19 protein-coding genes and 9 pseudogenes are annotated in these 23781 nt (G+C 33.7%); 7 read left to right on the forward strand and 21 right to left on the reverse strand.

What is annotated here, in order from left to right; genetic code table 11:
- The first annotated feature begins 253 nt into the window (after positions 1 to 253).
- On the forward strand, positions 254 to 457 hold the full coding sequence (locus tag B5P40_RS18015) for a DUF1657 domain-containing protein (RefSeq protein ID WP_113709557.1): 204 nt from the start codon (positions 254 to 256) through the stop codon (positions 455 to 457).
- 294 nt (positions 458 to 751) lie between these two features.
- On the opposite strand, the pseudogene B5P40_RS33545 reads toward B5P40_RS18015, so the two are convergent.
- Positions 752 to 877, reverse strand: a pseudogene (locus B5P40_RS33545) (recombinase family protein); the annotation flags it as partial.
- A gap of 294 nt (positions 878 to 1171) precedes the next feature.
- Between B5P40_RS33545 and B5P40_RS18030 the strand changes: the two are divergent.
- The gene (locus tag B5P40_RS18030; protein WP_113709559.1) at positions 1172 to 2845 is read left to right on the forward strand and encodes a ribonuclease J; all 1674 of its coding nucleotides are present in this window, start codon (positions 1172 to 1174) and stop codon (positions 2843 to 2845) included.
- A 331-nt stretch (positions 2846 to 3176) separates the two neighbouring features.
- Here B5P40_RS18030 and B5P40_RS33550 read toward each other — a convergent pair.
- The 11 genes and pseudogenes from B5P40_RS33550 to B5P40_RS18085 form a co-directional block, all read right to left on the reverse strand.
- Positions 3177 to 3299: pseudogene (locus B5P40_RS33550) on the reverse strand (recombinase family protein); the annotation flags it as partial.
- A 20-nt stretch (positions 3300 to 3319) separates the two neighbouring features.
- Positions 3320 to 3841, reverse strand: a complete 522-nt coding sequence (locus B5P40_RS18040) for a GrpB family protein (RefSeq protein ID WP_088059590.1) — start codon at positions 3839 to 3841, stop codon at positions 3320 to 3322.
- A gap of 124 nt (positions 3842 to 3965) precedes the next feature.
- Positions 3966 to 4072 (reverse strand): annotated as a pseudogene (locus B5P40_RS34055) (site-specific integrase); the annotation flags it as partial.
- Complete coding sequence (locus B5P40_RS18050; RefSeq protein WP_113709560.1) at positions 4069 to 4539, reverse strand: ArpU family phage packaging/lysis transcriptional regulator; 471 nt, start codon at positions 4537 to 4539, stop codon at positions 4069 to 4071. The pseudogene B5P40_RS34055 and the gene B5P40_RS18050, both read right to left, overlap by 4 nt.
- Before the next feature lie 217 nt (positions 4540 to 4756).
- Complete coding sequence (locus tag B5P40_RS18055) at positions 4757 to 5410, reverse strand: DUF6944 family repetitive protein (RefSeq protein ID WP_070129309.1); 654 nt, start codon at positions 5408 to 5410, stop codon at positions 4757 to 4759.
- Between the two features lie 1915 nt (positions 5411 to 7325).
- Positions 7326 to 7556, reverse strand: a pseudogene (locus tag B5P40_RS18060) (hypothetical protein); the annotation flags it as partial.
- 308 nt (positions 7557 to 7864) lie between these two features.
- Positions 7865 to 8359, reverse strand: a complete 495-nt coding sequence (locus B5P40_RS18065) for an arsinothricin resistance N-acetyltransferase ArsN1 family A (protein ID WP_113709562.1) — start codon at positions 8357 to 8359, stop codon at positions 7865 to 7867.
- Positions 8360 to 8390: 31 nt separating this feature from the next.
- Positions 8391 to 9448 (reverse strand): annotated as a pseudogene (locus tag B5P40_RS18070) (flavin-containing monooxygenase).
- A gap of 32 nt (positions 9449 to 9480) precedes the next feature.
- A complete protein-coding gene (locus tag B5P40_RS18075) occupies positions 9481 to 9684 on the reverse strand; it encodes a hypothetical protein (RefSeq protein WP_113709563.1) in 204 nt (67 codons plus the stop codon).
- Between the two features lie 82 nt (positions 9685 to 9766).
- On the reverse strand, positions 9767 to 11152 hold the full coding sequence (locus tag B5P40_RS18080; protein WP_113709564.1) for an FAD-dependent oxidoreductase: 1386 nt from the start codon (positions 11150 to 11152) through the stop codon (positions 9767 to 9769).
- 183 nt (positions 11153 to 11335) lie between these two features.
- Positions 11336 to 11656: an ArsR/SmtB family transcription factor gene (locus tag B5P40_RS18085; RefSeq protein WP_113709565.1), complete on the reverse strand. Its 321-nt coding sequence runs from the start codon at positions 11654 to 11656 to the stop codon at positions 11336 to 11338.
- 266 nt (positions 11657 to 11922) lie between these two features.
- Between B5P40_RS18085 and B5P40_RS18090 the strand changes: the two genes are divergently transcribed.
- The gene (locus B5P40_RS18090; RefSeq protein WP_113709566.1) at positions 11923 to 12156 is read left to right on the forward strand and encodes a helix-turn-helix domain-containing protein; all 234 of its coding nucleotides are present in this window, start codon (positions 11923 to 11925) and stop codon (positions 12154 to 12156) included.
- A 310-nt stretch (positions 12157 to 12466) separates the two neighbouring features.
- Here B5P40_RS18090 and B5P40_RS18095 read toward each other — a convergent pair.
- From B5P40_RS18095 to B5P40_RS18115, 5 genes and pseudogenes are all read right to left on the reverse strand, one after another.
- Positions 12467 to 12625: pseudogene (locus B5P40_RS18095) on the reverse strand (single-stranded DNA-binding protein); the annotation flags it as partial.
- 161 nt (positions 12626 to 12786) lie between these two features.
- Complete coding sequence (locus tag B5P40_RS18100) at positions 12787 to 13041, reverse strand: DUF4318 domain-containing protein (protein WP_002189447.1); 255 nt, start codon at positions 13039 to 13041, stop codon at positions 12787 to 12789.
- 94 nt (positions 13042 to 13135) lie between these two features.
- Positions 13136 to 13867: a Bax inhibitor-1/YccA family protein gene (locus B5P40_RS18105; RefSeq protein ID WP_002189444.1), complete on the reverse strand. Its 732-nt coding sequence runs from the start codon at positions 13865 to 13867 to the stop codon at positions 13136 to 13138.
- A gap of 75 nt (positions 13868 to 13942) precedes the next feature.
- The gene (locus B5P40_RS18110) at positions 13943 to 15838 is read right to left on the reverse strand and encodes an ABC-F family ATP-binding cassette domain-containing protein (RefSeq protein ID WP_002127139.1); all 1896 of its coding nucleotides are present in this window, start codon (positions 15836 to 15838) and stop codon (positions 13943 to 13945) included.
- Entirely contained in the window at positions 15835 to 16482 is a 648-nt protein-coding gene (locus tag B5P40_RS18115; RefSeq protein ID WP_002065130.1) for an HD domain-containing protein, read from the reverse strand. The genes B5P40_RS18110 and B5P40_RS18115 overlap by 4 nt, the downstream gene beginning before the upstream one ends.
- A 109-nt stretch (positions 16483 to 16591) precedes the next feature.
- Here B5P40_RS18115 and B5P40_RS18120 point away from each other — a divergent pair, with 109 nt between their 5' ends.
- On the forward strand, positions 16592 to 17329 hold the full coding sequence (locus B5P40_RS18120; protein WP_002189441.1) for a hypothetical protein: 738 nt from the start codon (positions 16592 to 16594) through the stop codon (positions 17327 to 17329).
- Positions 17330 to 17657: 328 nt separating this feature from the next.
- Here the strand turns inward: B5P40_RS18120 and B5P40_RS18130 are convergent, their stop codons facing one another.
- A complete protein-coding gene (locus tag B5P40_RS18130; protein WP_000512143.1) occupies positions 17658 to 18173 on the reverse strand; it encodes a DUF3231 family protein in 516 nt (171 codons plus the stop codon).
- 345 nt (positions 18174 to 18518) lie between these two features.
- On the opposite strand from B5P40_RS18130, the pseudogene B5P40_RS18135 reads away from it, so the two are divergent.
- Positions 18519 to 18819: pseudogene (locus B5P40_RS18135) on the forward strand (WGxxGxxG family protein).
- A 369-nt stretch (positions 18820 to 19188) separates the two neighbouring features.
- Here the strand turns inward: B5P40_RS18135 and B5P40_RS18140 are convergent.
- From B5P40_RS18140 to B5P40_RS34385, 3 genes and pseudogenes are all read right to left on the reverse strand, one after another.
- The gene (locus B5P40_RS18140) at positions 19189 to 19731 is read right to left on the reverse strand and encodes a site-specific integrase (RefSeq protein WP_002127134.1); all 543 of its coding nucleotides are present in this window, start codon (positions 19729 to 19731) and stop codon (positions 19189 to 19191) included.
- Positions 19728 to 20198: an ArpU family phage packaging/lysis transcriptional regulator gene (locus tag B5P40_RS18145; RefSeq protein WP_002127133.1), complete on the reverse strand. Its 471-nt coding sequence runs from the start codon at positions 20196 to 20198 to the stop codon at positions 19728 to 19730. The genes B5P40_RS18140 and B5P40_RS18145 overlap by 4 nt, the downstream gene beginning before the upstream one ends.
- Positions 20199 to 20399: 201 nt before the next feature.
- Positions 20400 to 21001, reverse strand: a pseudogene (locus B5P40_RS34385) (DUF6944 family repetitive protein).
- Positions 21002 to 22434: 1433 nt separating this feature from the next.
- On the opposite strand from B5P40_RS34385, the gene B5P40_RS18165 reads away from it, so the two are divergent.
- Entirely contained in the window at positions 22435 to 22713 is a 279-nt protein-coding gene (locus B5P40_RS18165; protein ID WP_002127130.1) for a hypothetical protein, read from the forward strand.
- 860 nt (positions 22714 to 23573) lie between these two features.
- Positions 23574 to 23781, forward strand: a pseudogene (locus B5P40_RS34390) (BclA C-terminal domain-containing protein); the annotation flags it as partial.

The raw sequence follows: 23781 nt of genomic DNA on the forward strand, positions 1-23781 counted from the left end.
AACTTTTTTATTATACGTATAAACCTATATCTTATTGTCCACAACTATTGAATCACTAACAAAACCCTAAAATGAACAAGTTAGTGAATGATACACTTTCAATAGTAAGGTTTAAATATTATGATAAACAGAAAAAATTTTTTATGCTTATTTTATAAAAATCATTCAAAACCTCTAAAATTGAACTGTATACTTTGATACAAAGATAGATAACCTAAATTTTGAAGTTATATTTTCAAGGAGGAAACAATTTATGACAGTAATCACTAAACTCAAACAAACTATTTCTGGTTTGAAAAGTGCGCAAGCATGTTTAGAAGGATTTGTTCTTGATACTGACAATCAGCAAGCAAAACAACTGTATCAAAATGCAGCTCAGCAAACACAGACAATTATTGATTCTTTAGACCCACGCATTCAGGAAGTTCAACAAGAAGAACCCCAATATAATCAATAAAATGGGGTGATTACTAGACTTTTGGCATAAGCAGCATTATGTTTGGATTTATATATCTAGAAAGTATTTATACTTTTTAGGTTAACTGAAAAGAGATGATTCAATATCATCCTTTTTCTTCAGGTAATAAACCGAGAAACAGCAAATTTTCCATATTTTATAAAACAGTAAGCGAACTCCAATTTCTTTTTGTTAGCTATTATTAACATTAAAAAAACAACTTTTTTCACATTTAGAGGTAGTACCAGCATTCCTACAACTGGAGGCACAGTGGCATTTCCAATAGGCAAGATGCTACTTTGCTTCTTCATATTCCTTCATTATTTTATAAAACGTGTTTTTCTTTAGTTCTAACATTTCCATAAGCATAACAGCTGTTACTTCTCCACTCTTCCATTTGGAATGAGTTTCTTCTATTAAATAATTGCATGATTGTTGGTACTTACGATCTGTTGGTTAATCCATATATCAAGCAACTAATCCTTGTGCGTGATATTTACTTCTTCCTCTTTAGGAATAGATTAAAAACCTACGTTAATAGCTATGTCGCGATACTTATATTTTAAGCTAATGACATAGTCCAGGATTAAAAGATATGGAGCGTTGAGACTATCATGATCAACGATTTATAAATGATTGGTCATGAACCTCAATTTAAAAATTTCTATATTAATTCGGACATATTTGGGTGTTTTCAAAAAGGAGGTATTCATTTTGAGTACAGTAGAAAATACACTATCTATTTTTGCTTTAGGTGGCGTTAATGAAATAGGAAAAAACATGTATGTAATACAATATTCAGATGACATTGTGATCATTGATTGTGGTTCTAAATTTCCAGATGAAAGTTTATTAGGAATAGATTTGATTATACCTGATATTACATATTTGCAAGAAAATAAGAATAAAATTTGTGGTTTAGTTGTTACACATGGACATGAGGATCATATTGGAGGTATTCCTTATTTTTTAAAACAACTGAATGTACCAATTTATGCAACGAAATTAACTCTAGGATTAATAGAAATTAAATTAAAAGAACATGGGCTTCAAAATCAAACACAGTTGTTTGTTATTGATTCTGATTCGTTAATTGATTTCGGAAAGATAAATCTAACCTTTTTTAAAACCAATCATAGTATTCCTGATTGCCTCGGGATTGCTTTTCATACCCCAGAAGGTACAGTAGTTCATACAGGCGATTTCAAGTTTGATTTGACGCCCGTAAATAATCAATATCCAGACATTCATAAAATGGCCAATATTGGAAGCAAAGGTGTTTTAGCTCTACTCTCTGAAAGCACAAATGCCGAACGGCCTGGATTTACCCCATCGGAACGATCAGTAGGTGAACGGATTGAAGAAGCATTTATCAAGGCTCATAGAAAAGTTATTATCTCTACTTTTGCTTCTAACGTGAATCGTGTACAACAAATCGTAGATGCCGCTTTAAAAACAGATAGAAAGCTTGCTTTGCTTGGGAGAAGCATGGTAAATGTAGTTTCTGTTGCTTTAGAACAAGGATATTTGAATATTCCTAAAGGAATGTTAATTGAAGCAAGTGAAATCAACCAAATGGATCCCAAAAAAATAGCTATCCTTTGCACTGGTAGTCAAGGTGAACCTATGGCTGCTCTGTCTCGATTAGCCAGTGGAAACTATCGACAAGTTGATATCTTACCTGATGATACTGTTATTTTATCTGCAACTCCCATACCAGGAAATGAGCGTAATGTTTCACGTATTATAGATAACTTATTTCTATTGGGAGCCAATGTTATTTATGGATCAGGAAGTTCAACAGGAATGCATGTTTCTGGACATGCCTATCAAGAGGAATTAAAATTAATGCTTACTTTAATAAAACCCCAATATTTTATTCCTATCCATGGCGAATTTAGAATGTTACATCATCACAGTCAACTAGCAGAGTCCGTTGGTGTTAAAAAAGAGAATATCTATGTTATTGGTAATGGTGATGTTGTCGATATAAAAAATCAGATTGCCAATCAATCTAGACGTATACCTGCCGGGAATGTATATGTAGATGGATTAGGTATTGGAGACGTTGGAAATGCTTTATTACGAGATCGCAAACAACTTTCTGAAGATGGTATGCTTGTGATAGTTATCACTCTTAGTAAAACAGAAGCGAGAATAATTTCTGGACCAGACACGGTTTCTCGTGGATTTGTATATGTTCGTGATTCAGAGGATTTCTTAAAGAAAATTAACCGACTAGTTGTGGAAACTATTAACAATTTACAAAAATTAAATATTCATCAATGGAATGTTCTGAAAAGAGAAATAAGAGAAACACTTGGCCATTTTATATACTCACATACAAAAAGAAAACCAATGATTCTCCCCATAATAATTGAAGTCTAAAGTGCTTATTTTTTGTACTAATTAAGTTTACAGCTTTATCAGGTAGGATCTAAATAAAGTATACTTTTAAAATTTGCAACTTGGGTGTTTTTGTCTATCCCCCGAAAAGGGGGAATAGACTTTATTTTTTATAAAAATTATATGCTATGTCAAAAAGTACACTTTATGAAAGATTTGAAAATTTTTGTTTTTTATTTAAAAATACAACTTAATCCTATTTAAATGTGTCAATAAAATTGTATACATTTTCAAAAAAACTTCTTTCACATTTAGAGGTAGTACCAGCGTTCCTACAACTGGGGGCAAAGTAGCACATCCAATAGGTGAGATGCTACTTTACTTCTTCATATTCCTTCATTATTTTATAAAACGTGTTTTTCTTTAGTTCTAACATTTCCATGAACATAACAGCTGTTATTTCTCCACTCTTCCATTTGGAATGAGTTTCTTCTATATATATTTACATGATTTTCGTTAGCGGAAGTTAATTTCATTTTTAGCTTTCTGAATAATATCTGTTATAAATGGCGCTTTTTCATTTGTGTATGCGACTCTATCATGATGATGTTTTTCAGCTAATTTTTGTTTTAATTGATAATACTGTTGGAGTGTATCAGGATGGTTTTTCAGATAATCTCTAAATAAGATATTACTGTTCCATTCTTCACTCCCTAGTTCATAAACATGCAAATGATGTGTTCCCGCTCTCCATAATCCCTTTCTAAAAAACCTTCTGTTTGGAAACTCTTTATGAAATACATATTCATATGCAATCTTTTTTAAAGGTTCAATAAACTCATCTACTTCTTTTAAATTATGAACTCCAATCATAATATCTAATATTGGTTTAGCTCCTAATCCTTCAACAGATGTACTTCCAATATGTTCAATTGTAATAGCTTTATCTCCCATTATACCTTTTAGAAGCCTTTGTTCTTCTTTAAATTGTAGTGCCCAATCCGGTGTAAACTCCTCAATAACAACTGGTCTTTCCATATTCCTAATCCCCCTTATGTATTTTGCGCTTGAACATAATATCAAATTTAGATGAGCAAAGCTACTTCAAATCAATAGAATTTTCGTTATGGGGGGATTTTGATTCCTTAGGTTGATGGGCATGTGTATTTATCTCCATTACAAATAAAATATAATCACGTTCATTCTTTTCTTTTAAATATTCTTTAATGTATTTTGCTCTGGATCACGTATTGGTTGAACAAAATTCATTGATCATCCCCTCCGTAGTGCTCTTCTATCTCATATACTTCTAATCTAAGAGCAAACGCTAGTTTATAAAAAGCATTAGATTTATTTCGTCTGTATGTACGTTCACTCATACCAATCTCGTTATAAACCATGTAATCAAAGACTTCTTCATCTTCTAAATATCGCTTTACAATGATGTCTCTTTGATTCTTACTAAAGCGACTTAATGCCTTATCAATTTGAAAAGATAAGCGTTGCAATTTCACTTCTCTTTCACTCATTGCAATATTCGTTAAAGCAACATCTTCAGTTCGCTTGCCTATTATGTTTGTTGGACCGTGATATCTTACCTCACTAGAGGCTGTGACCTTCATCTCGTTTCTAATCATCCCCAATTGTCTGTAAATACGAACATTTTCTAAAATCTCTTCTAAACGAACCTGTGTTGCTTTTCGATCAATTTTAGGTAAGAAAGTTAATTGCATCATATATAAACACCCCTTATCTATTTTGTTAATAAAAAACCAAAAAGCGGACACCAAACTACAGAGCAATATCACTAATGCTCTTTATAGTTTGATGTCCGCTGGTTCTTCCAGTAGGACTAAATGTGTAATTGGTATTATTATATCATTTTCTCTTATTTTAGTAACTTTCTTATTAGAAAAGGATTATTTTATTAAAAAGCTCTATTAAACTAATCTATTAATCGTTTCCTTCCAATTCCTCACTCTCTTCACGTATCTGCCCAATTAATGAAATTACAGAACCTACAGCTTGGATCCAACTTCCTACAACATCTATTCTCTGTCCTTCTTCATTTTCATTAGTTTCGCTGTTTACTTGAGTGTCTGTATCTTTCCCCACACCATTTACTTTACCTTCTTTATTGTACTGTTCCTCATCTCTGTTACTTTTTAATTCGTAAATACCTCCTATTGCCTGTAATGAATTCCCTATAGATTGTAATAAGTTTCCTATAATGTTTAAGGATTCATCGTTATCCGAAGTATCATTAAATTCATCTGCTAAAGCTGTAAGTCCGCCTAAAGCCTGTGTCCAATTCCCAGCAATCACTAATTTAATTTGTGTTTCTTCTTTAAAATCAATAACCAATCCAGATATTACAGTTACATTACCAAGTGATTGGATTTCATTCCCAATCTTTTCAAGAGATATTTCCCCTTGACCATCGGCCTCTAAAGCATTACCAACGGCTTGTAATACGTTTCCATATACATTCAAATCTTTTCTTACATTACCGCTTATAAAATGAAAAGGCGTGCTTCCAATAGCGGAAGTAATTGTGCCTATCGCTGCTACCAATGCACCAAATATCTCTTTAAGTTGGTTCTCCATTTATAACCTATCCCAGCATTAAGTAATTACTATAATCCTATTCAATTATCCCTCTCCCTGTTAATAATTTGAAATGCCACTCAGTCTGACAACGTATAATAGCGAATCATTTTAGGAAGTACACCCATATGATATACATACTAATGAATCTCCATTATAAACCGTATATTCCTTTGAACTTGTTAAAATTACTCACTATTCATCACTACTCTCTTCACATAACGTGAAATGTTCAAAAATCTCATATTGATCAACGAAACATTTTGGACAGATATACATTTGTATCACCACCTTCTTCTTAATTAAAGTGTTTATTAAGTTTTATTCCCGCATAAATCTCCCGATTCCGTTTATACTACAACTGTAACTATCCGTTACAAATGATTACTTGTAAACGCTAGTTTCTTTTGTACAACAAACAGTTAGCTAATTAATCTAACTGCTTTGTTGTGCAAAATGAAGTGTTTATTAAGTTCCCTTTCCCGCATAGCATTTCCAAGTCCGTTTATACTATAGCTGTAACTTCAAGTTACATATCATTACTTGTAGGGCCTAATTTCTTTTGTACAACAAGTAGTTAGCTAATTGAGCTAGCTGCTTTGTTTTTTAACCATTTTTATTGGAATGCAATTTATATGCATAATTTCTGAAGTGAAATCCATACTATATTTAGGTCTTAGGTATTAACATCTAAAACCCTTATTTCAGCCTTAGACCTATTAAAGCACTCCCCAGTCTTTACTGGGGCAAAGCAGTTAGCTTTTGTTAGCTGCTCTTTTTATTTCACTGTCACCCATTAGATAAACGTTCATATATTATTTTGTGCCACCCTTTCTACTAGGTGATTTCGTCATTTTATTTCCGCATAACCTTCATGAAAGAGCACTGTTCGAAGGTGCTCTTTTTATTCATCCGAATAATCCTCACAATTCTGTACATACTATCCGTAAGCTGCTTTCTTAACAGTGTTTGCAGCCTGGAACCTTTTTTTGATAATGGAGCAGTTAGCTTTTACTAGCTGCTCTTTTGTTTTCACCATTTAAGCAGGGTTTGAATATATTAAATTCTACCTTTCTTTATAACATGAGCTGGCTACTTACGCTATTTTTACAAAGGGCACTAATTGATAGTGCTCTTTTTACTTTTTTCTACAAAATGAAATTTTTATTAGATTCCTTTTTATCCCCGTATAACATTTCCAGTTACGTTTATACTATAGCTGTAACTTCAAGTTACATATCTGTACTTGTAGGGCCTAATTTCTTTTGTACAACAAGTGGTTAGCTAATTAAGCTGACTGCTTTGTTTTATCAAATAAAGGTTTGGTCGAGGAGCACCTTTTAAGTTTTCTCTTTTTAAATTCCACTTTAATCTGTTCACGATTTTCTGAGGTGGACATATAATTAACAAGACAAGACATAGTTTATATATAGTGGTGCACAAAAAAATTTGTGCACTATTTTTGTCTCCATAACCTATTGATCAAATAGCGTATTTATTAAAAAACTTTCACATTTAAACTAGACAAGCATATGTTATTGTATGGAGACTCTCCACTCATAAGATTCTTACCTTTCTTATCTAAGAGCACGCTTATTTGTGTGCTCTTTTGTATTTGCTATGAAATAACGATTTTGTTTGAAAGGTGTATATTTTTACACTCGATTCATATACTTTAAATAACCTGTTATGTCTTAAACTAATATTTTAGTGTCATTCCACTTTTTTTGAGACAACAAGCCCTCCGGTTGTTGTCTTTTTTCTTTTCTCTATTCAAATAAGGATTTTTTCTGTTTTTTATTTAAAACATATAAATAAAAATGGTGGTAAGTAATTATCTTGATTATTGAATAATTCTTATTCAGGCACCTATACGAGGTGCTCTTTTTTTGACACTTACAAAATAACTATTTTATTAAGATTTAAGTACTTTATACGCTACCCCTAATGCTTCACCCATCGCATAGCATTCTGGAATCTTATAGTGATATTTATCATGTAAATCTTTATCAGCGAAATAGATAGCCTTCATAATATCGCTCGTCCCACATAAGTGTTGGCCCATTAGTTTGTCGCAGTAATCTTTATGAACTTCTGGGTGACTAAAACCTAATAGCTCCCAAATTTTCATAATGCGGGTTCTATGTCATGCCCATCAACTTAAGAAAAGTAAACACCCCCAAAGCAAAAAAATGAGGGGACTTTTCAAAATAACTAACTGTGGAGAAAGAAAATTTTCATTTAGGGGGCACTTCAAAACCTTAGCTTGATGGCGATGTATGGTGACCCCTACGAGAGTTATTTCACCTATAAAGCTAAGGGATATGACCTATATCATTTAATTGCAGTTCTAAAATACAGAATTGTAAACAATTGCATTATAAAGGTATTTACATACTCATCGCATCTAATGTGTAAATACCTTTACCATTTAAATTTCAGATACAACTTTATTTATTCTACAGATAATAATTTTTCCATGATCATCACATCTACATGCTCGCCGTCCATTATTCCCTGCTTTTCAAACACTCCTACTTCACGATAACCCATTTTACGATATAGCCCTTGCCCTAGATTATTAAAAGAAAAGGTAAACAAAACAAATTTATAGAATTCGTTTTGCTGTCCGTTTTTTTCTAAAGCCAAAAGTAACTTTTGCCCCAAACCTTTTCCACGATATTCTCTCTTTATGTATATAGATAGTTCCCCTACACCCCGATAAGCGCATCGATGGCTATATGGATTAATAGAAGCCCAACCGACAATATGAGAATTCTCTTCCATGACAATTACCGAATATCTTCTTTCTCTTTGAAATAGCCATTCCATCACATATTTATCCGTTTTTATTTCTGTCTCTAAAGTCGCAATACGATCCTCGATACCCTCGTTATAAATAGTCATAATTTCTTGTACATCTTGTTTGGTAGCTTTTCTAATCTCCATACTTATCTCTCCCTTATACCCCTTATCCACCTTATATTTTTAAATAGCTTATTAGCTTTCTCACAACAAATTTAGCATCTGATCCAACTCCCCTTAATGTCGCAGAAGAAAACGAACGCTGACCTTCCAAGCCAACATAATACACCCCTTGAACTTCTGTACTTACACCACCTATTTGTAGTGGTTTTCCTTCTGAGTCCAGTGCTCCAATAGCATTGAAGTAAGAGAGATTAGGATTATAGCCCGTTGCAAAAATGACCGTATCGATTGGCTCCTTCTTCCCATCCGGCCAAACTACACCATCAGTGTAAAAAGATGTAAACATAGGCTTTTGATCTGGATTTCCCCTAGCTAATCGTTCCTTGTAATCACCTAAATCGATGACTCCACCTGAACTCGGTGCCGTTTTTCCAAATCTCCAAAACGGAAAGGTATCTATGCCTAATACCTTAAGCCAAAAATGTAAATCCTTCCTCCATACTTTTTGTTTCATAAGTTGAACAGGCTTTCGTACAGCTAAAGATACTCTACTTACATCAGCCAGTTCAAGCGCAATTTGGACAGCTGAATTTCTCCGCCCCACCACCACTACTCTTTGATTAATATAATGATTCGGACTCCGATACATAGCGGAATGTATAATATTCCCCTTGAATTTCTCTTGATCCTTTATTATCGGATTAAACGGACTGTGAAAAGAGCCAGTTGCATTTATAATCGTCCTAGTCTGAAATGTCTCTCCAGAGTCTGTTCGGATTTTAAATATTTCGTCTTCTCTTTCTACAGATTCAACTCGCTGATTTAACATAACTGGTAGCTGAAAATTTTCCACATAATTTTGCAAGTAATCAATCACTTCGTTCCTCGTGGGATAATCATCAGGATGCCCTGGGAATTGCATTCCAGGTAACGATGAAAAACGTGCCGGAGAAAACAATTTCAGGCTATCATAATAGTAAGGCCAAGACCCAGCTATTCGCTCACTCGCTTCTAATATTAAAAACTGCAATCCTTTTTTTGAAGATGATAACCAGATGCAAGACCAGCTTGCCCTCCTCCAATTACAATGGAATCTAATATTTCGTTCATTTTCATCCCACCTTTTGATTTAATTTACTTATTTAATTAGATTGTTTCAATTCTTGATAAGCTTCAATGAAACTCTGATAAGTTTCCTTTCCTAAACTGTTGTTTTTGAATCCGAACATACTTTTAAAAATATAATCTTTTGCATTTTCAACATTACATTGATGGGCATTCATTATTAACTTCATATATGATAAAAAATAGTCCTTTTTTAAATTACCCGCATGATTAATAATCATTTCATTGTGTTCTCCTTTCAAACTTCATTATTCTGTAAGGAGGGGTAATATAAATTATTACCCCTCCTTACAGTTATTCACCTTAACAACAAGATTCTGTACCACAACATGAATCATCAACTTTATTAGGCTTTAAATCTACACTACAAACACCAGTTTCTGGCAAATCAAGTTCTACTTTTTTAGCTGCCTCATAATCCCCGGTAAGGTAAGCAACTATAGATCTAACTTGTTCATAGCCTGTCGCCATAAGGAATGTAGGCGCTCTTCCATAACTTTTTGAACCTACAATATAGAAATCTTTCTCTGGGTGTCGAAGCTCTTTTTCACCATGGGGACGCACAGTGCCACAACTATGAAAGTTAGGATCGATTAGTGGTGCTAAAGCCCCTACACTTTCAGTAGCCGTATCAATAGAAGTACGTATTTCACTTATCATAGATAAGTTAGGGCGGTTACCTGTATTTACAATCATCTCATGGACATCAGTAATTTTTATTTCTTGTTCATCTTGATGACCTACAATTTCCATTCCATTTTTTGTTCTAACTACGTATTGAATTTTATATGGTGTCATTACTTCCACGCTTCCTTCATCAACCAATTGATGAATACCGCTACCCAAGGCGCCACGCGCTTCCAGAGCATCTTTTCCCTCTCCTCCGTATGCTTCTTCCACACGGTGCTTTCTCATGATCCATACAATCTTAGTTTCTGGATAGGATTCCTTTAACTTTGCCAACTCTAATAAAGCATTGATTGCGGAATGACCACTTCCCACAACAGCTACATGCTTATTGGCATATCGTTTTTGTTCATTTCCTAATATATCTGGGATACCATAAAAAATATGCTCGTTAAGCGATTGCTCTTCTTTCAACCAAATACCATTAGAATTTGACGGATTTGGATTTCCCCACGTACCTGAAGCATCTATCACCGCTCTAGCTTCATAAATTTGAAGTACACCTTCTTTTTCTGTATAGATCATGAATGGCATTTTTTCACGATTCGCTGTTTTCATTTTATCTGTATCTTTCCTACCTATAGATAGTACTTTAGTATTCAAGTGGATAAATGGTTTAAGTTCTGGAAGGTTCGCAAGCGGCTGTAAGTATTGTTCTACAATTTCTTTTCCTGTTGGTAATGCTTTTATGTCTGGTAATTCCCAGCCATGCTTTTCAAGAAGTTCCAAAGCCGCTTTGTCTATGTTATATTGCCAAGGTGAGAATAACTGTACATGGCCCCATGTAAGAATGTTTGATCCTATATTTTCTCCAGCTTCTAATAAGGTAAATGATTCACCATGTTTTGCTAAGTGTGCTGCCGCTGTCAACCCTACGGGTCCGCCCCCAATAATGGCTATTGGTAACTGTTTTATTCTCTGCATATCAGTATTGTTTTGTGATGTTTGATTTTCCGTTCCACAACACTCTTGTACTTTGAATGAAAGTTGAATAGGTTTCATAAAAAACCCTCCTTATTTTAGCTAAAATTGTAAGTATAGTCCCTTAATTGGATTATTTAAATCAAAAAAAATTGATTTAAAATCCAGAATGATTATTCAAGTTTAATCACTTATCAAAATGTTATATTAATCAAGAAAAATTGATTAAATATATATTAAAACGTTATTTCGTCCCAATCAAAGTTATGACATGGGACGAAATATACAGCATAATTGCTCAGATAATAGTGCGTCTACTTCTTTTTTATTAATATCATAATAACTCCATGTTCCTTTTGTTTCTTTCGTAATAAGGTTCGCATCAAGTAAAAGTTTTAAATGATATGAAAGTTTTGATTGTGGTAATTCAAGAACATCCGTTAAATCACATACACAAGTTTCTCCACGCTGACACAATTCGTACAAAATATGTAACCTTTTTTGGTCTGCCAATGCTTTGAACTTCTTTTCATATATTTGAAAGGATTGAGGAGTTGATTGATTGTATAATTTTATTTCTTTCATGTTGAGTTCCTTTCATCAATTTTTTTTGATATTTAAAATATATACGCTTTTTTGCTTTTCTGCAACCATTAAATCAAAAAAATTGATTTAATGGTTGCAAACAAATATTTTCAGCATTCTTTCATCACTTAACTTTGTTTTTCTCACATGAATTGTTTATTTTATTAATAATTTATGCACATATACGCAGTTTGCAGACTATAGTCCGTAGAGTAAAAGAAACACCTCTTCCAAAATTATTTTATAAGTATAGGGAGAGTGGTTTCTTGAATCTAGAACAAACTTTTGGCCATGTCTTACAACGACATCGTATAAGCTCACAAATGAGCCAGGAAGAATTATCATTTAATTCTGGATTAGACAGAACATATATCAGTCTTTTAGAAAGAGGGAAAAGAAAGCCCACAATTAATACTGTATTTGCACTCGCTAATGCATTAAATATTAAACCCTCTCAATTAATTAAAGAATTAGAAATACAAGTATCGGATAAAACATAATATAGAGAAGAAGCCAAACAAAAATGGACTTTTGTTTGGCTTCTTCTTTACATTATAAACCTTCTAATTATAATAGTATTCCAAATTAAATCACCCGATTAGTTCTAAATAGAAAGAATTACATTGTTTTCAATATTCTATTTTCAATATATATAATTTCACTTTATTATGTACATACATATATCATGATGGCTTGCATATTTTGTACATACTATTAATTATGTACAGCTATCTATTCTATCTTACCCTTAATGTTGCTAATGGATTGGATATAAAAAACAATTTTGTACATTAGAGATTATGGAGATATAATAACACAATTAATAAAATCTACTTGTTGCTCACCTAAACTATTTCGAAAACCTCTATTCACCGCAACACATATTCGTGCATAAGCGACACCTTGTTTTGTGTAGTATAATTCTGGCTCCTTTGTCAATCTACCGATTAATACAACTCTATTCATCATAAGTTATACCACCTCACATATTTTTCTTCATTGTAAGGAAAAATGTGTGCAGGGTAAAAAGTGCAAAATGATATATTTCCAAGTAAAAAGTACTACTTTATATCTTTTAAAAGTAAAAAAGAAACCCTACATAGTTTAAACATGTAAGGTTTCCAAAAACATTATACTTTACTGCAAGATATGTAATATCCTCCGCGGGCCATCTTTATTTCAGCGCGGTACATTACATTTTCTAGGTAGAAAGTAATCGGTTTAACTTTACTCTCAATTTTTAATTGTTCATTACATTCAGCTGTATATCCTTCGATAGCTGAACGAATGACTTCTGCTGATGGATATGTTAAAGCGTCATCTAGTTCTATGAAAAAACTTTTAGAAAATAGTTTTTTCATAATCCCTTTTTTCTCTTTCATCATATTCCATCCCTCTTAATTCAAGTTGCCAACATCATATTTTCAATTTATCTTTGAAAATAAAAAAAAACTGCACATTTCATGCAGGATTTTTTTATTAGTCATTTTTCGTAAAGTAAGAAACGAAACGAAGAATTTCTAAGTATAACCATACTAGAGTCATCATTAGACCCATTGCACTGTACCATTCCATATATTTTGGAGCTTGGCTACGTGCACCGCTTTCGATTAAATCGAAATCTAGTAATAGATTTAATGCAGCAACTACAATAATAACTGCACTAATGATCATACCAATTGTCCCACCTTGGTGAATATATGGAACAGAAACACCGAACATGTTTAGTAAGAATACGATTAAATACATAACCATAATTCCCATTGTTGCTGCCATAACACCTGTGCGGAATTTATCAGTTACCTTCACTACGCGTGTTGCATATAAAACTAACATCGCAAATAGAATTGAGATTGTTAGTAATACAGCGTTTAAAACGATAGAATCCTGAAATTTCATTGCATAAACTGCTGAAATACTTCCTAACACTACCCCTTCTACTGCCGCATAAATCGGTGCACCAATTGGTGATATGCGCGGGAAGAAGATAGATGCAAACGCAACGATTGCCGCAATAACTAAAGCACCAATTAATACTGGCATTTTCATCGTACCATTTGACATCTGTATGTATGAATAGACAGACGTTGCAAGCAGCAAGATAAGCATGATAAACGTTTTGCCTACTGTTCCGCCAATAGTCATCGCAGAAGTATTTGCTCCCTCTTTACGGAATGCCTCTTTTTTCAACATTGGATTAGATGTTCTCATTTTTTCCCTCCTAAAATAGGTTCTACCAATAGTGTAAAGTTTTTCTCTTTACTTTTCAATATATGCAGCTTGTTTTTATTTTAATCCTTCAACGATGTCGGATAGTTCACTCCATCGTTCCATCGTTTTTTCTAGCTCTTCTTCTATCTTCTGCCCTGCTTCAGATAATTCTTGGGCCTTTGTGAAGTCAGATCCAACATTCGTAAGTTCTTCTCCAATTGATTCAAGTTTCTCTTCTAGTTGTGCAATTGTATCTTCAATTGTTTCCCATTCACGCTGCTCATTGTAAGAAAGTTTACGTTTACGTTGTTGTTTCGGAGCCTCTTCTACTACTTTTTTCTCCTTTTGAACTTCTGCTTTCTCAATGAGTTCTCTCGTTTTTTCCATTTCTAAATACTCTGTATAACTACCTAGGAATTCACGCACTTCGCCTTCGCCAGTAAAGATGAACAATTCATCTACTACTTTATCTAAGAAGTAACGGTCATGCGATACAGTTAAAACGACACCTGGGAAATCTTCTAAATAATCTTCTAGCACTGTTAATGTTTGTGTGTCTAAATCATTCGTAGGCTCATCAAGTAATAGTACGTTTGGTTCTCCCATTAAAATACGCAATAAATATAACCGTCTTCTTTCGCCACCAGATAGTTTACCAAGCGTTGTTCCATGTGAATGCGGTAGGAATAAGAAACGTTCTAGCATTTGAGATGCGCCAATTACTTTTCCGTCTGTCGTATGAATAACTTCCGCAATTTCTTTAATGTATTCAATCATACGCTGGTTTAAATTCATCTCTTCATTTTCTTGCGTATAATAGGCAACTTTTACAGTTTGTCCTACTTCAATTTCACCACTATCAGGAGAGAATTTTCCTGCAAGCATATTTAATAGTGATGATTTTCCGCTTCCATTTGCTCCGATGATTCCGATACGATCACCAGGCTTCACAATATGATTAAAGTTATGTAATACTGTTTTATCACCAAATTTTTTCGTTACATCTTTTAATTCAAGTACTTTCTTTCCTAAACGACTTCCACTTAGTGCAATATCAACTGATTGCTTCGCTGCTGGTCCTTCTTGTCCCTTCAGCTCATCAAAACGCTGAATACGCGCCTTTTGTTTCGTAGAACGGGCTTTTGCACCACGGCGAATCCAAGCAAGTTCACGACGATATAAATTTTGGCGTTTTGATTCTTGTGCCGATTCTTGCTCTTCACGAAGTGCTTTCGCTTCTAAAAATGTACTGTAGTTTCCTTCGTAGCTATACAGTTTACCGTTATCTAATTCAAAAATACGGTTTGTCACACGGTCTAAGAAATAACGATCATGGGTTACAAGTAATACCGCACCTGTATATCTTGCTAAATATTCTTCTAACCATTCAACTGTCTCATGGTCAAGATGGTTCGTAGGCTCATCCAAAATTAATAAATCAGGTGTTTCAATAAAACATTGCGCCATTGCAATACGCTTTTTTTGTCCACCAGATAGGTTTCCAACAGTTGCTGTAAAATCAGTAATTCCTAATTTCGTTAATAACGATTTTGCATTCGCATTTGCTTCCCATGCACTCATCGCATCCATACGTTGCTGCACTGCAAATAATTGTTCCTGTACTTTTTCATTACTTGGATCTTTTTCGATATTTAATAACGATTGTTCATAATCACGAAGAAGACGAATTAAAGGTGTATCACCATGGAACACTTGCTCTAATACTGTTAGTTTTTCATCAAACTCTGGTTGCTGTGATAAATAACTAATTGTATATCCGCGTGAATGCGTCATATCACCTGTATCAGGAGTTTCTAATCCTGCAATAATTTTTAATAACGTTGATTTACCAGTACCGTTTACACCGATAATTCCGACACGTTGTCCTTCTGTAATACTACATGATAATCCATCAAATAACGGTTTTTCTCCGTATGATTTCGATAAGTTCTCCACAGTTAACATTTTCATATTTGTGCATTCCACTCTTTCATAAATTGTTCAATAAACTGTTCCATATAACGATGACGAACTTCAGCCTCTTGTTTTGCTGCGTTCGTGTTCATTAAATCTTTTAGTTTTAAAAGCTTTTCATAAAAATGATTTAAAGATGGATCATTATTTTTTCTATATTCATCTTTCGTCATCACTTCTCGAGGAGGGATAGTTGGATCATACATTAATCTCCCTTTCGCTCCTCCGTATGCAAATGTTCGAGCTATTCCAATTGCACCAAGAGCATCTAAACGATCCGCATCTTGAACAATTCTCCCTTCAAGTGACTCAACTGTGCCACCATGACCGCCCTTATAAGACATATTGGCGATGATATGAAGAACATGCTTACTTTCCTCTTCTTCAACACGTAACTCTTCTAACCAATCAGAAACTTTTTTCATTCCTGCTTCTTCACTCTCATTTAACTTCTCATCTGCTACATCGTGAAGTAATGCTGCCATTTCAATTATAAAACGATTTCCCCCTTCTTGCTCGGATAAAGAAATCGCCAATTTATGTACGCGTTCAATATGATACCAATCATGCCCACTCGCATCTTTTTCTAAAATATGCTTTACGAAAGTTATTGTTTTTTGTATTTTTTCTTGTTTTATCATTTTATCTTCACCCAGTTACTTATTGTAACACGCCCGCATTTTTTCATCACATATTTTCTTGTCCGCCCATACACTAGGTGGTAGGCATCATTATGAAGGAGGAATAAAAATGTTCTATAATAACCAACCGCCTTACCCACAACAACCATTTTCCCCTCAACATCAGGAACAAAGATATGCCGAACAATATGAGGAGCAAGAGACACAACATCAAGAGCCACAATACGAACAAAATCCATACGCAACACCGCAAACTCAAGGAGCTGAATATCAACAAAATCCATATGACACACGTCCAAATTATGAATATCCTCAAAACCCATATGCAGCACCACCAACTCAAGAACAACAATATCAGCAAAATCCATACACAACTCAGTACACTCAAGAACAACAAAATCCATATGTACCGCAGCGCACCCAAGAACAACAATATCAGCAAAATCCATATGCAAATCAGCCACAACAGCCAATGTATCAACCAAACTCCGAACAACGTGTCTCACCACCTGCACCACCAACTATCGATCCGACGCAACCACAAATTTTACCGCCTGGTCCAACATTCGATATTACACAGTCACAAATTTTACCACCAGGACCTATTACAGAACCAACACAACAACAAATTCAACAAGTTGTCGGTACACAGTTTTTACCTTTAAAGAAACCTGTACTAGATTTCGTAAAACCTTGGGTAGATTACGGTTTAAATGAAGCAAAACATACATCACATCAACACGCTTTAACTGAGGTTGCTGCAATTATGTTCTTAGTTGGTAAAGGATTCAACCCAACGATTGCTCATTATATTGTTGAATCTTGGGAGAAGAATGAGCAGTTTTAAGGTGGTTCATTTTATATTATATAAAACTAGAAAAGTGTCACAAATGCCTGTTATACAAGCATTTGTGACACTTTTTATTTGTTATATTATATTCTATTGCAAAAGGGGATTTCATATTTTTTCACGTGTTTTTATATTATTTGTGAGCAATGTTTTCCCCTACTACTCACAATACAACTATAACATGCTAATTCCAAAACAACCGGCACATATACTGCCAAAAAGCGGTCAAAACTCTGCCACTTATTTTAATTTACTAATAGCCTTTATTTCCCTAGACAACCTCACTACAACAGCCATAAAGAATAGATTGAATTTTATTTAGGTATTATGCTTGATCTGATTGTAGAACATGTAATGGAGGCGGAATAATCCAACCTTTTTTCTTATTCAGTCGAAGTAATATAGCTCCAGCTTGTGCTTTTTTCATATGAAATTGACCAAACATCATTCCAACATCTTCTCGAAGAGATTGTCCCATAGCTTGACTACATGCTACTAACCCAGCAGCAAGATCCATAGAAACTTTAGCTGCAATTTCTGCATCATTAATACGAGCACCAGGAGGAATCGTTTCAATAGATGCAACTGGTCTTTCTGGAGGTGCTGGTGGTAATGCAACACCATTCAATTTTAATATATTTTTTAATTCTTCAACTTCTGATTGGATATCATTCTCTACAAGGTTTTCTAAAAATTTCTTTAAATCCTCGTCTCCTGTGTGGTTAATAAGAACTTGATATCCAGCAATTGCACCTTGTGCCGCTGCAAGGTAACTCCAAATCCCAAAGACTTCTCCGTAGTGCATTGGTTCATTTTGTGGATTTCCACTTAAAATACCCATAAAAATATTCCTCCTTAAAGAAATTAGACTTTTAGCAACAATACTTACTATAGAAAAAATTTTCCCAACCATGTTCTGGATTAAAGAAAATAAGTTCTTATAACTCATAAGGAACACCTTACCCAAATATAGTAATTACCTCTCATAGAATGTACCGTTACCAAAAATTTATTCTTATAAAGAATAAATACATTTCAATTAACTTAATCCATTATTATAAGTACTTTTAATAATATAAATTAAAGATGTTTATCGGAATTTCAATTCAAATGGTTTTATATATTTTCAACCGAATATTGTCTAAAGGAACTGGAGACATTACTAAATACGAAAGGAGGGAAAACCATGAAGAAAAAACTTTCATCTATTTTAGGTGCCCTATTACTAACTATTATGGTTTTTGGTACAAGCGTCCATGCTGAATACGATGGATATAATACGAATAGAGTTAACAATAATAATATTACAACTCGAGTTAATGACAATAACATGAATAGAGTTAATAATGATGTGAGAACTCGAAATGTAAATACGACAAATGATTTAAATGATAATCGTGATAAAAATAATAATTGGGCTTGGTTTATTGGGACTAGTAGGATTATTTGGTCTTAGAAAAAAAGACAAAGATCCAGAAACACGTTAATGTAGAACATTGCATTTAATTTTAAAAGATATTTATTTATCAAAAGAATACAAAATGAATAAATTATGAATCGCCTTTACTAAGGCGATTTTTTATTTTTTTTAGAATCAATAACAATCACATAAAAACGGATACTATTAATCGGAAACAATGAATTTCTTAACTTGATGGTAATGGAGCATTACGTCCATTTGACGAACTACGCTTCTTTTTATGCCGTTTCTTCACTTACCCATATCTTATATTTTGTGTAACTGACCCTTTCGCTAGAGCCCTTGATATTCATAGCTTCATAAACCTTCTCTTTTTGAGTTACACAACACATAAAAAATGGGTAATTATAAAAATCAAAAAATAAAAAGGATGTTGCTATATTTTAAATTTAATCATAGCTTTATCCATCGCATCTTGATTGACACCTATGTATCTTAACGTAACCCTTTCAGATGAATGATTAAATATCTCCATAAGTAAGGCTATATTCTTCGTCTGCGTATACATGTGATACCCAAATGTCTTACGTAATGTATGTGTCCCTATCTCATCTAATCCGAACTCTGCTGCTATACTTCTAAGTATCTTATATGCCATGCTGCGACCAATCGGTTTATTCTTTCCTTCTCGACTCTTAATTAAATACTCACTATCTTCTCTTTCTTCAATGTACCAACGTAATTCTCTTTTTAATGCTGGTGTCAATTGAATCCGTTTCTGTTTACCCGTTTTCTTTTCTCTCATTGAAATATGACTACCCTTTAAATCGCCTATTTTAAGCTTTAGAATATCACTTATACGCAACCCCGTATTAATTCCCATCACAAACAAAATATAATTACGTTCATTGTTTTCCTTTAGATATTCTTTAATATGTTGTATTTGTTCTGGATCACGAATAGGTTGAACAAAGTTCATAGATACTCCCTCCCATTCTGCTCTTCTATCTCATATACTTCTAATCTAAGAGCGAAAGCTAATTTATAAAAAGCATTAGATTTATTTCTTCTATATGTACGTTCACTCATACCAATATCGTTATAAATCATATAATCAAAGACTTCCTCATCTTCCAAATATCGTTTTACAATGATATCTCGTTGATTTTTGCTAAATCGACTTAATGCTTTATCAATTTGAAAAGATAAACGTTGTAATTTTAATTCTCTTTCACTCATTGCAACATTTGCTAAAGCAACATCTTCAGCTGGCTTTCCTACTATGTTTGTTGGACCATGATATCTTACCTCACTAGAGGCTGTGACCCTCATCTCGTTTCTAATCATCCCAAATTGTCTGTAAATACGAACGTTTTCTAAAATCTCTTCTAAACGAACCTGTGTTGCTTTTCGGTCAATTTTAGGTAAGAAAGTTAATTGCATCATATATAAAAACACCCCTTATTTATTTTGTTAATAAAAAACAAAAAGCGGACACCAAACTACAGAGCAATATCACTAATGCTCTTTATAGTTTGATGTCCGCTGGTTCTTCCAGTAGGACTAAATGTTTAATTGGTATTATTATATCATTTTCTCATATTTTAGTAACTTTCTTATTAGAAAAGGATTATTTTATTAGGTTTTCTATGAATTATTTTCCTCTATCTCTTGGCTTTCTTCTCTTATTTGACCGATTAATGAAACTACTGAACCGACCGCTTGGACCCAACTCCCCGTAATCACTATAAGCTGTCCATCCTCCTCATCGCCTTCCGAAATTCCCTCCACTTTATCCCGACTAGCTTTCAATTCATCTATTCCACCTATTGCCTGTAATGAATTACCAGTCGCTTGTAACACATTCCCGACAATGTTATACGATTCATCTATATTGGAACTATCCTCTATTTCCCCACCTATTGATGTAACACCACCTAATGCTTGTATCCAATTTCCTGCAATCACTAATTTTTTTGTGTTTCATCTTCAAATTCTATAATGAGTCCTGTTAGAACCGTTACATTACCAATTGATTGGATTGCGTTCCCAATCAATTCAAGGGATATTTCTCCTTGTCCATCAGCTTCCAGACCATTCCCCGTTGCCTGTAATACATTCCCCCATACGTTCAAGTCTTTTCTTAATTCGCTGTTCAATCTTTTTAAAGGTGTACTCCCAATCGCAGCAATAATTGTCCCTACTGCAACAAACCAAGCGCCAACTATCTCCTTAATCGGATCATCCATTCTCAATCTACCCCGTCATTAATTTAGTACTTACAGGATATGAATTGGCACATCTTCATGTTAATGGCCTACTTCTCTCCCTCCTGAATAAAACTCAATATTTCGTCAATAATGTAGATAGGCTGTTAGCCAGAACTCATTTAAAGTAGTTTTCTCTGTATCTCCTTGTAGGCAGCAGTTAGCTTTTGCTAGCTGCTCTTTTGCATACATTGTTATATTTAAACCCATACTAAACATTAGTTATGTGTATACATGACCAAAATTTCTAATAACAAATTTACTGTTCAAATGCATCCTTCGATTATTCTCCTTTTGGATGCATTTGAACTTTACAAAATGAGATTTTTATTAAGCTCATTTTCACTCCCACATAATATTTTTAATTCTGCTTATACTATAGCTGTAACTAAAAGTTACATATCATTTACTTGTAGGGCCTAATTTTCTTTTGTAAAACAAGTAGTTAGCTTATTAAGCTAGCTACTTTGTCGTGCAATATGAAGTTTTTCAATTCACTTTACCCGATGAATAAACTTTTAAGTTTCTAACTATACTACTCATGAGCTATTACAGATGTAGCTCAATCTTTCCAAATCACATTTGTTCATTCATTTAGCAGGCAGTTCATTTACCAACTGTCTGCCATCTTATTTTCATTGGTCCTTTATTATAAAATTCAAGAATTAATTCCCACAAATTATAGATACTATAGGTAGGCTAACAGCCATATTAGTTTTCCCATGAAATTGTGCGAATCACATATCCTTTAGAGAAAGTACTAAGAACATTGCAGTTAGCTTAATTAGCTAGCTGCTTTGTTTGTTAACCATTTTTTGCATGAATACAGTTTATATGCATAACTTTTAAATTGAAATCCATACTATATTTAGGTCTTAATATCTAAAACCCTTATTTCAACCTTAGACCTAACAAATCGCTCCTCTCCCTTCCCTGGGGCTAAGCAGTTAGCTATTGCTGGCTGCTCTTTTATTTTTATTAGATTGATGCACCAAAAAATTAAGAAAACTATGGAACTTCCAATGAACATTAGGTGAAAAACATAGAAAACGCAAACCTAAAAAGGGTAAATATGATGTTAATTGAGCATTTCAAACGTAAAGTAATAAGATAAAAACCCTATTCTATTTTTGGGTTTACATTATAAAATTTAATTTTCATCCCAAAGTGAGGGTTTCACTCCTACACTTCGTAATATCATTATCTCGTGAATTATTTTAAAAAAACTTATTTATATATATATTTATACGTACGAATTATTTTACATTCAATTGAACTAACGGTTGCATGTTAATTAAAGAATGAATTAATAAACTACCAAATACCCCTTTAACTAAAAAAGGATGCTTGTCCATGTCAGATAGGGTATTTCTTTCATATCTTGTAATATCTTCATAGAAAGGAGAAAAGACCCTATGGAAAATGTAACGATACAACAAACAGAAGAATGCCCTACATGTCCAGAAGGCACTGTTTGTGAAGATAGTGATTTACTATGTATAAACATTCCTTGTACGACTACGGTAGTATTATTGGGATTGATTCGGTTAAATATTGGTCCATTATGTATTCGAGTTAGTTCAGTAGATGATTTATCAAAATTCTCAGACGAAGAGAAACTTGCCAAAGTACAACAGGCATTTGATGGACTAAGAAACACTCTCCCAAATTTTAATTCACTACCTAAAGAGTAACAGTTAGAAGGAAACGATTGCTCAACAAGGGCAGTCATTTTGTTTACTAACGGAGGCAATAGTGAAAGAAGGGAATCGTAACATTGATTCCCTTTTATTTTAGGTATGCTAACAGCCATATTATTTTTCCCATGAAATTGTGCCGAATCACATATCCTTTAAAGACAGTATTGAGAACATCGCAGTTAGCTTAATTAGCTAACTGCTTTGTTTACTGGCTGAATAAATTCAAAAAATATGTTAATTCTATAGATACACCAAGTTGGAATACGAATGACCATTGTATTCTTCTTATGCATGGAGTAGTTAGCTTTTGCTAGCTGCTCTTTTTTATTAGTCTGATTATAAAATTTTGTTCTTATTTATTTTTCACACCATATACTTCTAACCTAGACCCAGCTCATAGAGTTACCTCCTATCTTGAAGAGCACTTGTACATGGTGCTCTTTTTTAGCTTCCTCATTTCTACACAATGCAATTTTTGTGCAAAAGATACACACTCAATTAAAAATAACCTCATATGATATCTTCTATCCTCTCTTTTTAGAATAAATAGCCTTTACAGAGCACTTTCCAAAGTGCTCTAACTTTTACATATCAAATAGCGTTTTTGTTCCAATACTTCACATCCATGAAAAACTTACATTTGGTATCACGTACTCTTTTACACTAAGAGATTTGATCCGAAGAGCACTTATATATAGTGCTCTTTTTGGTATGGAATGTGAAATAAAGGCTTGCTCTTAAAACCTTTTATGTAATTATTATAGGTTTTTTCCTTACACCCGTGTGGTTGTTTACTCATAAGTTGTTAAAGTATAAATATAAATTGTTAGTTAATTTATAAGGGAGGTGAAAAAATGAGTAAATTTAAAAAGAATTGTCACATACCCTTTCAATGTGCCTTTCCTTTACCTCAAATAGGGCCTACTGGACCAACTGGAATAACTGGAGTAACCGGACCTTCTGGTGGACCTCCGGGGCCTACTGGGCCTACCGGCATAACCGGAGCAACTGGACCTTCTGGTGGACCTCCAGGGCCTACTGGACCTACCGGAATAACTGGAG

This window comes from Bacillus sp. SRB_8 (assembly GCF_003264205.1).
Taxonomy (GTDB): Bacteria; Bacillota; Bacilli; order Bacillales; family Bacillaceae_G; genus Bacillus_A; species Bacillus_A mycoides.

Coding starts and splice junctions, on each gene's coding strand:
- B5P40_RS18015 (WP_113709557.1), top strand. CDS start 254: ATGACAGTAATCACTAAACTCAAACAAACTATTTCTGGTTTGAAAAGT.
- B5P40_RS18040 (WP_088059590.1), bottom strand. CDS start 3,841: ATGGAAAGACCAGTTGTTATTGAGGAGTTTACACCGGATTGGGCACTA.
- B5P40_RS18050 (WP_113709560.1), bottom strand. CDS start 4,539: ATGATGCAATTAACTTTCTTACCTAAAATTGATCGAAAAGCAACACAG.
- B5P40_RS18055 (WP_070129309.1), bottom strand. CDS start 5,410: ATGGAGAACCAACTTAAAGAGATATTTGGTGCATTGGTAGCAGCGATA.
- B5P40_RS18065 (WP_113709562.1), bottom strand. CDS start 8,359: ATGGAGATTAGAAAAGCTACCAAACAAGATGTACAAGAAATTATGACT.
- B5P40_RS18075 (WP_113709563.1), bottom strand. CDS start 9,684: ATGATTATTAATCATGCGGGTAATTTAAAAAAGGACTATTTTTTATCA.
- B5P40_RS18080 (WP_113709564.1), bottom strand. CDS start 11,152: ATGAAACCTATTCAACTTTCATTCAAAGTACAAGAGTGTTGTGGAACG.
- B5P40_RS18085 (WP_113709565.1), bottom strand. CDS start 11,656: ATGAAAGAAATAAAATTATACAATCAATCAACTCCTCAATCCTTTCAA.
- B5P40_RS18100 (WP_002189447.1), bottom strand. CDS start 13,041: ATGATGAAAGAGAAAAAAGGGATTATGAAAAAACTATTTTCTAAAAGT.
- B5P40_RS18105 (WP_002189444.1), bottom strand. CDS start 13,867: ATGAGAACATCTAATCCAATGTTGAAAAAAGAGGCATTCCGTAAAGAG.
- B5P40_RS18110 (WP_002127139.1), bottom strand. CDS start 15,838: ATGAAAATGTTAACTGTGGAGAACTTATCGAAATCATACGGAGAAAAA.
- B5P40_RS18115 (WP_002065130.1), bottom strand. CDS start 16,482: ATGATAAAACAAGAAAAAATACAAAAAACAATAACTTTCGTAAAGCAT.
- B5P40_RS18120 (WP_002189441.1), top strand. CDS start 16,592: ATGTTCTATAATAACCAACCGCCTTACCCACAACAACCATTTTCCCCT.
- B5P40_RS18130 (WP_000512143.1), bottom strand. CDS start 18,173: ATGGGTATTTTAAGTGGAAATCCACAAAATGAACCAATGCACTACGGA.
- B5P40_RS18140 (WP_002127134.1), bottom strand. CDS start 19,731: ATGAACTTTGTTCAACCTATTCGTGATCCAGAACAAATACAACATATT.
- B5P40_RS18145 (WP_002127133.1), bottom strand. CDS start 20,198: ATGATGCAATTAACTTTCTTACCTAAAATTGACCGAAAAGCAACACAG.
- B5P40_RS18165 (WP_002127130.1), top strand. CDS start 22,435: ATGGAAAATGTAACGATACAACAAACAGAAGAATGCCCTACATGTCCA.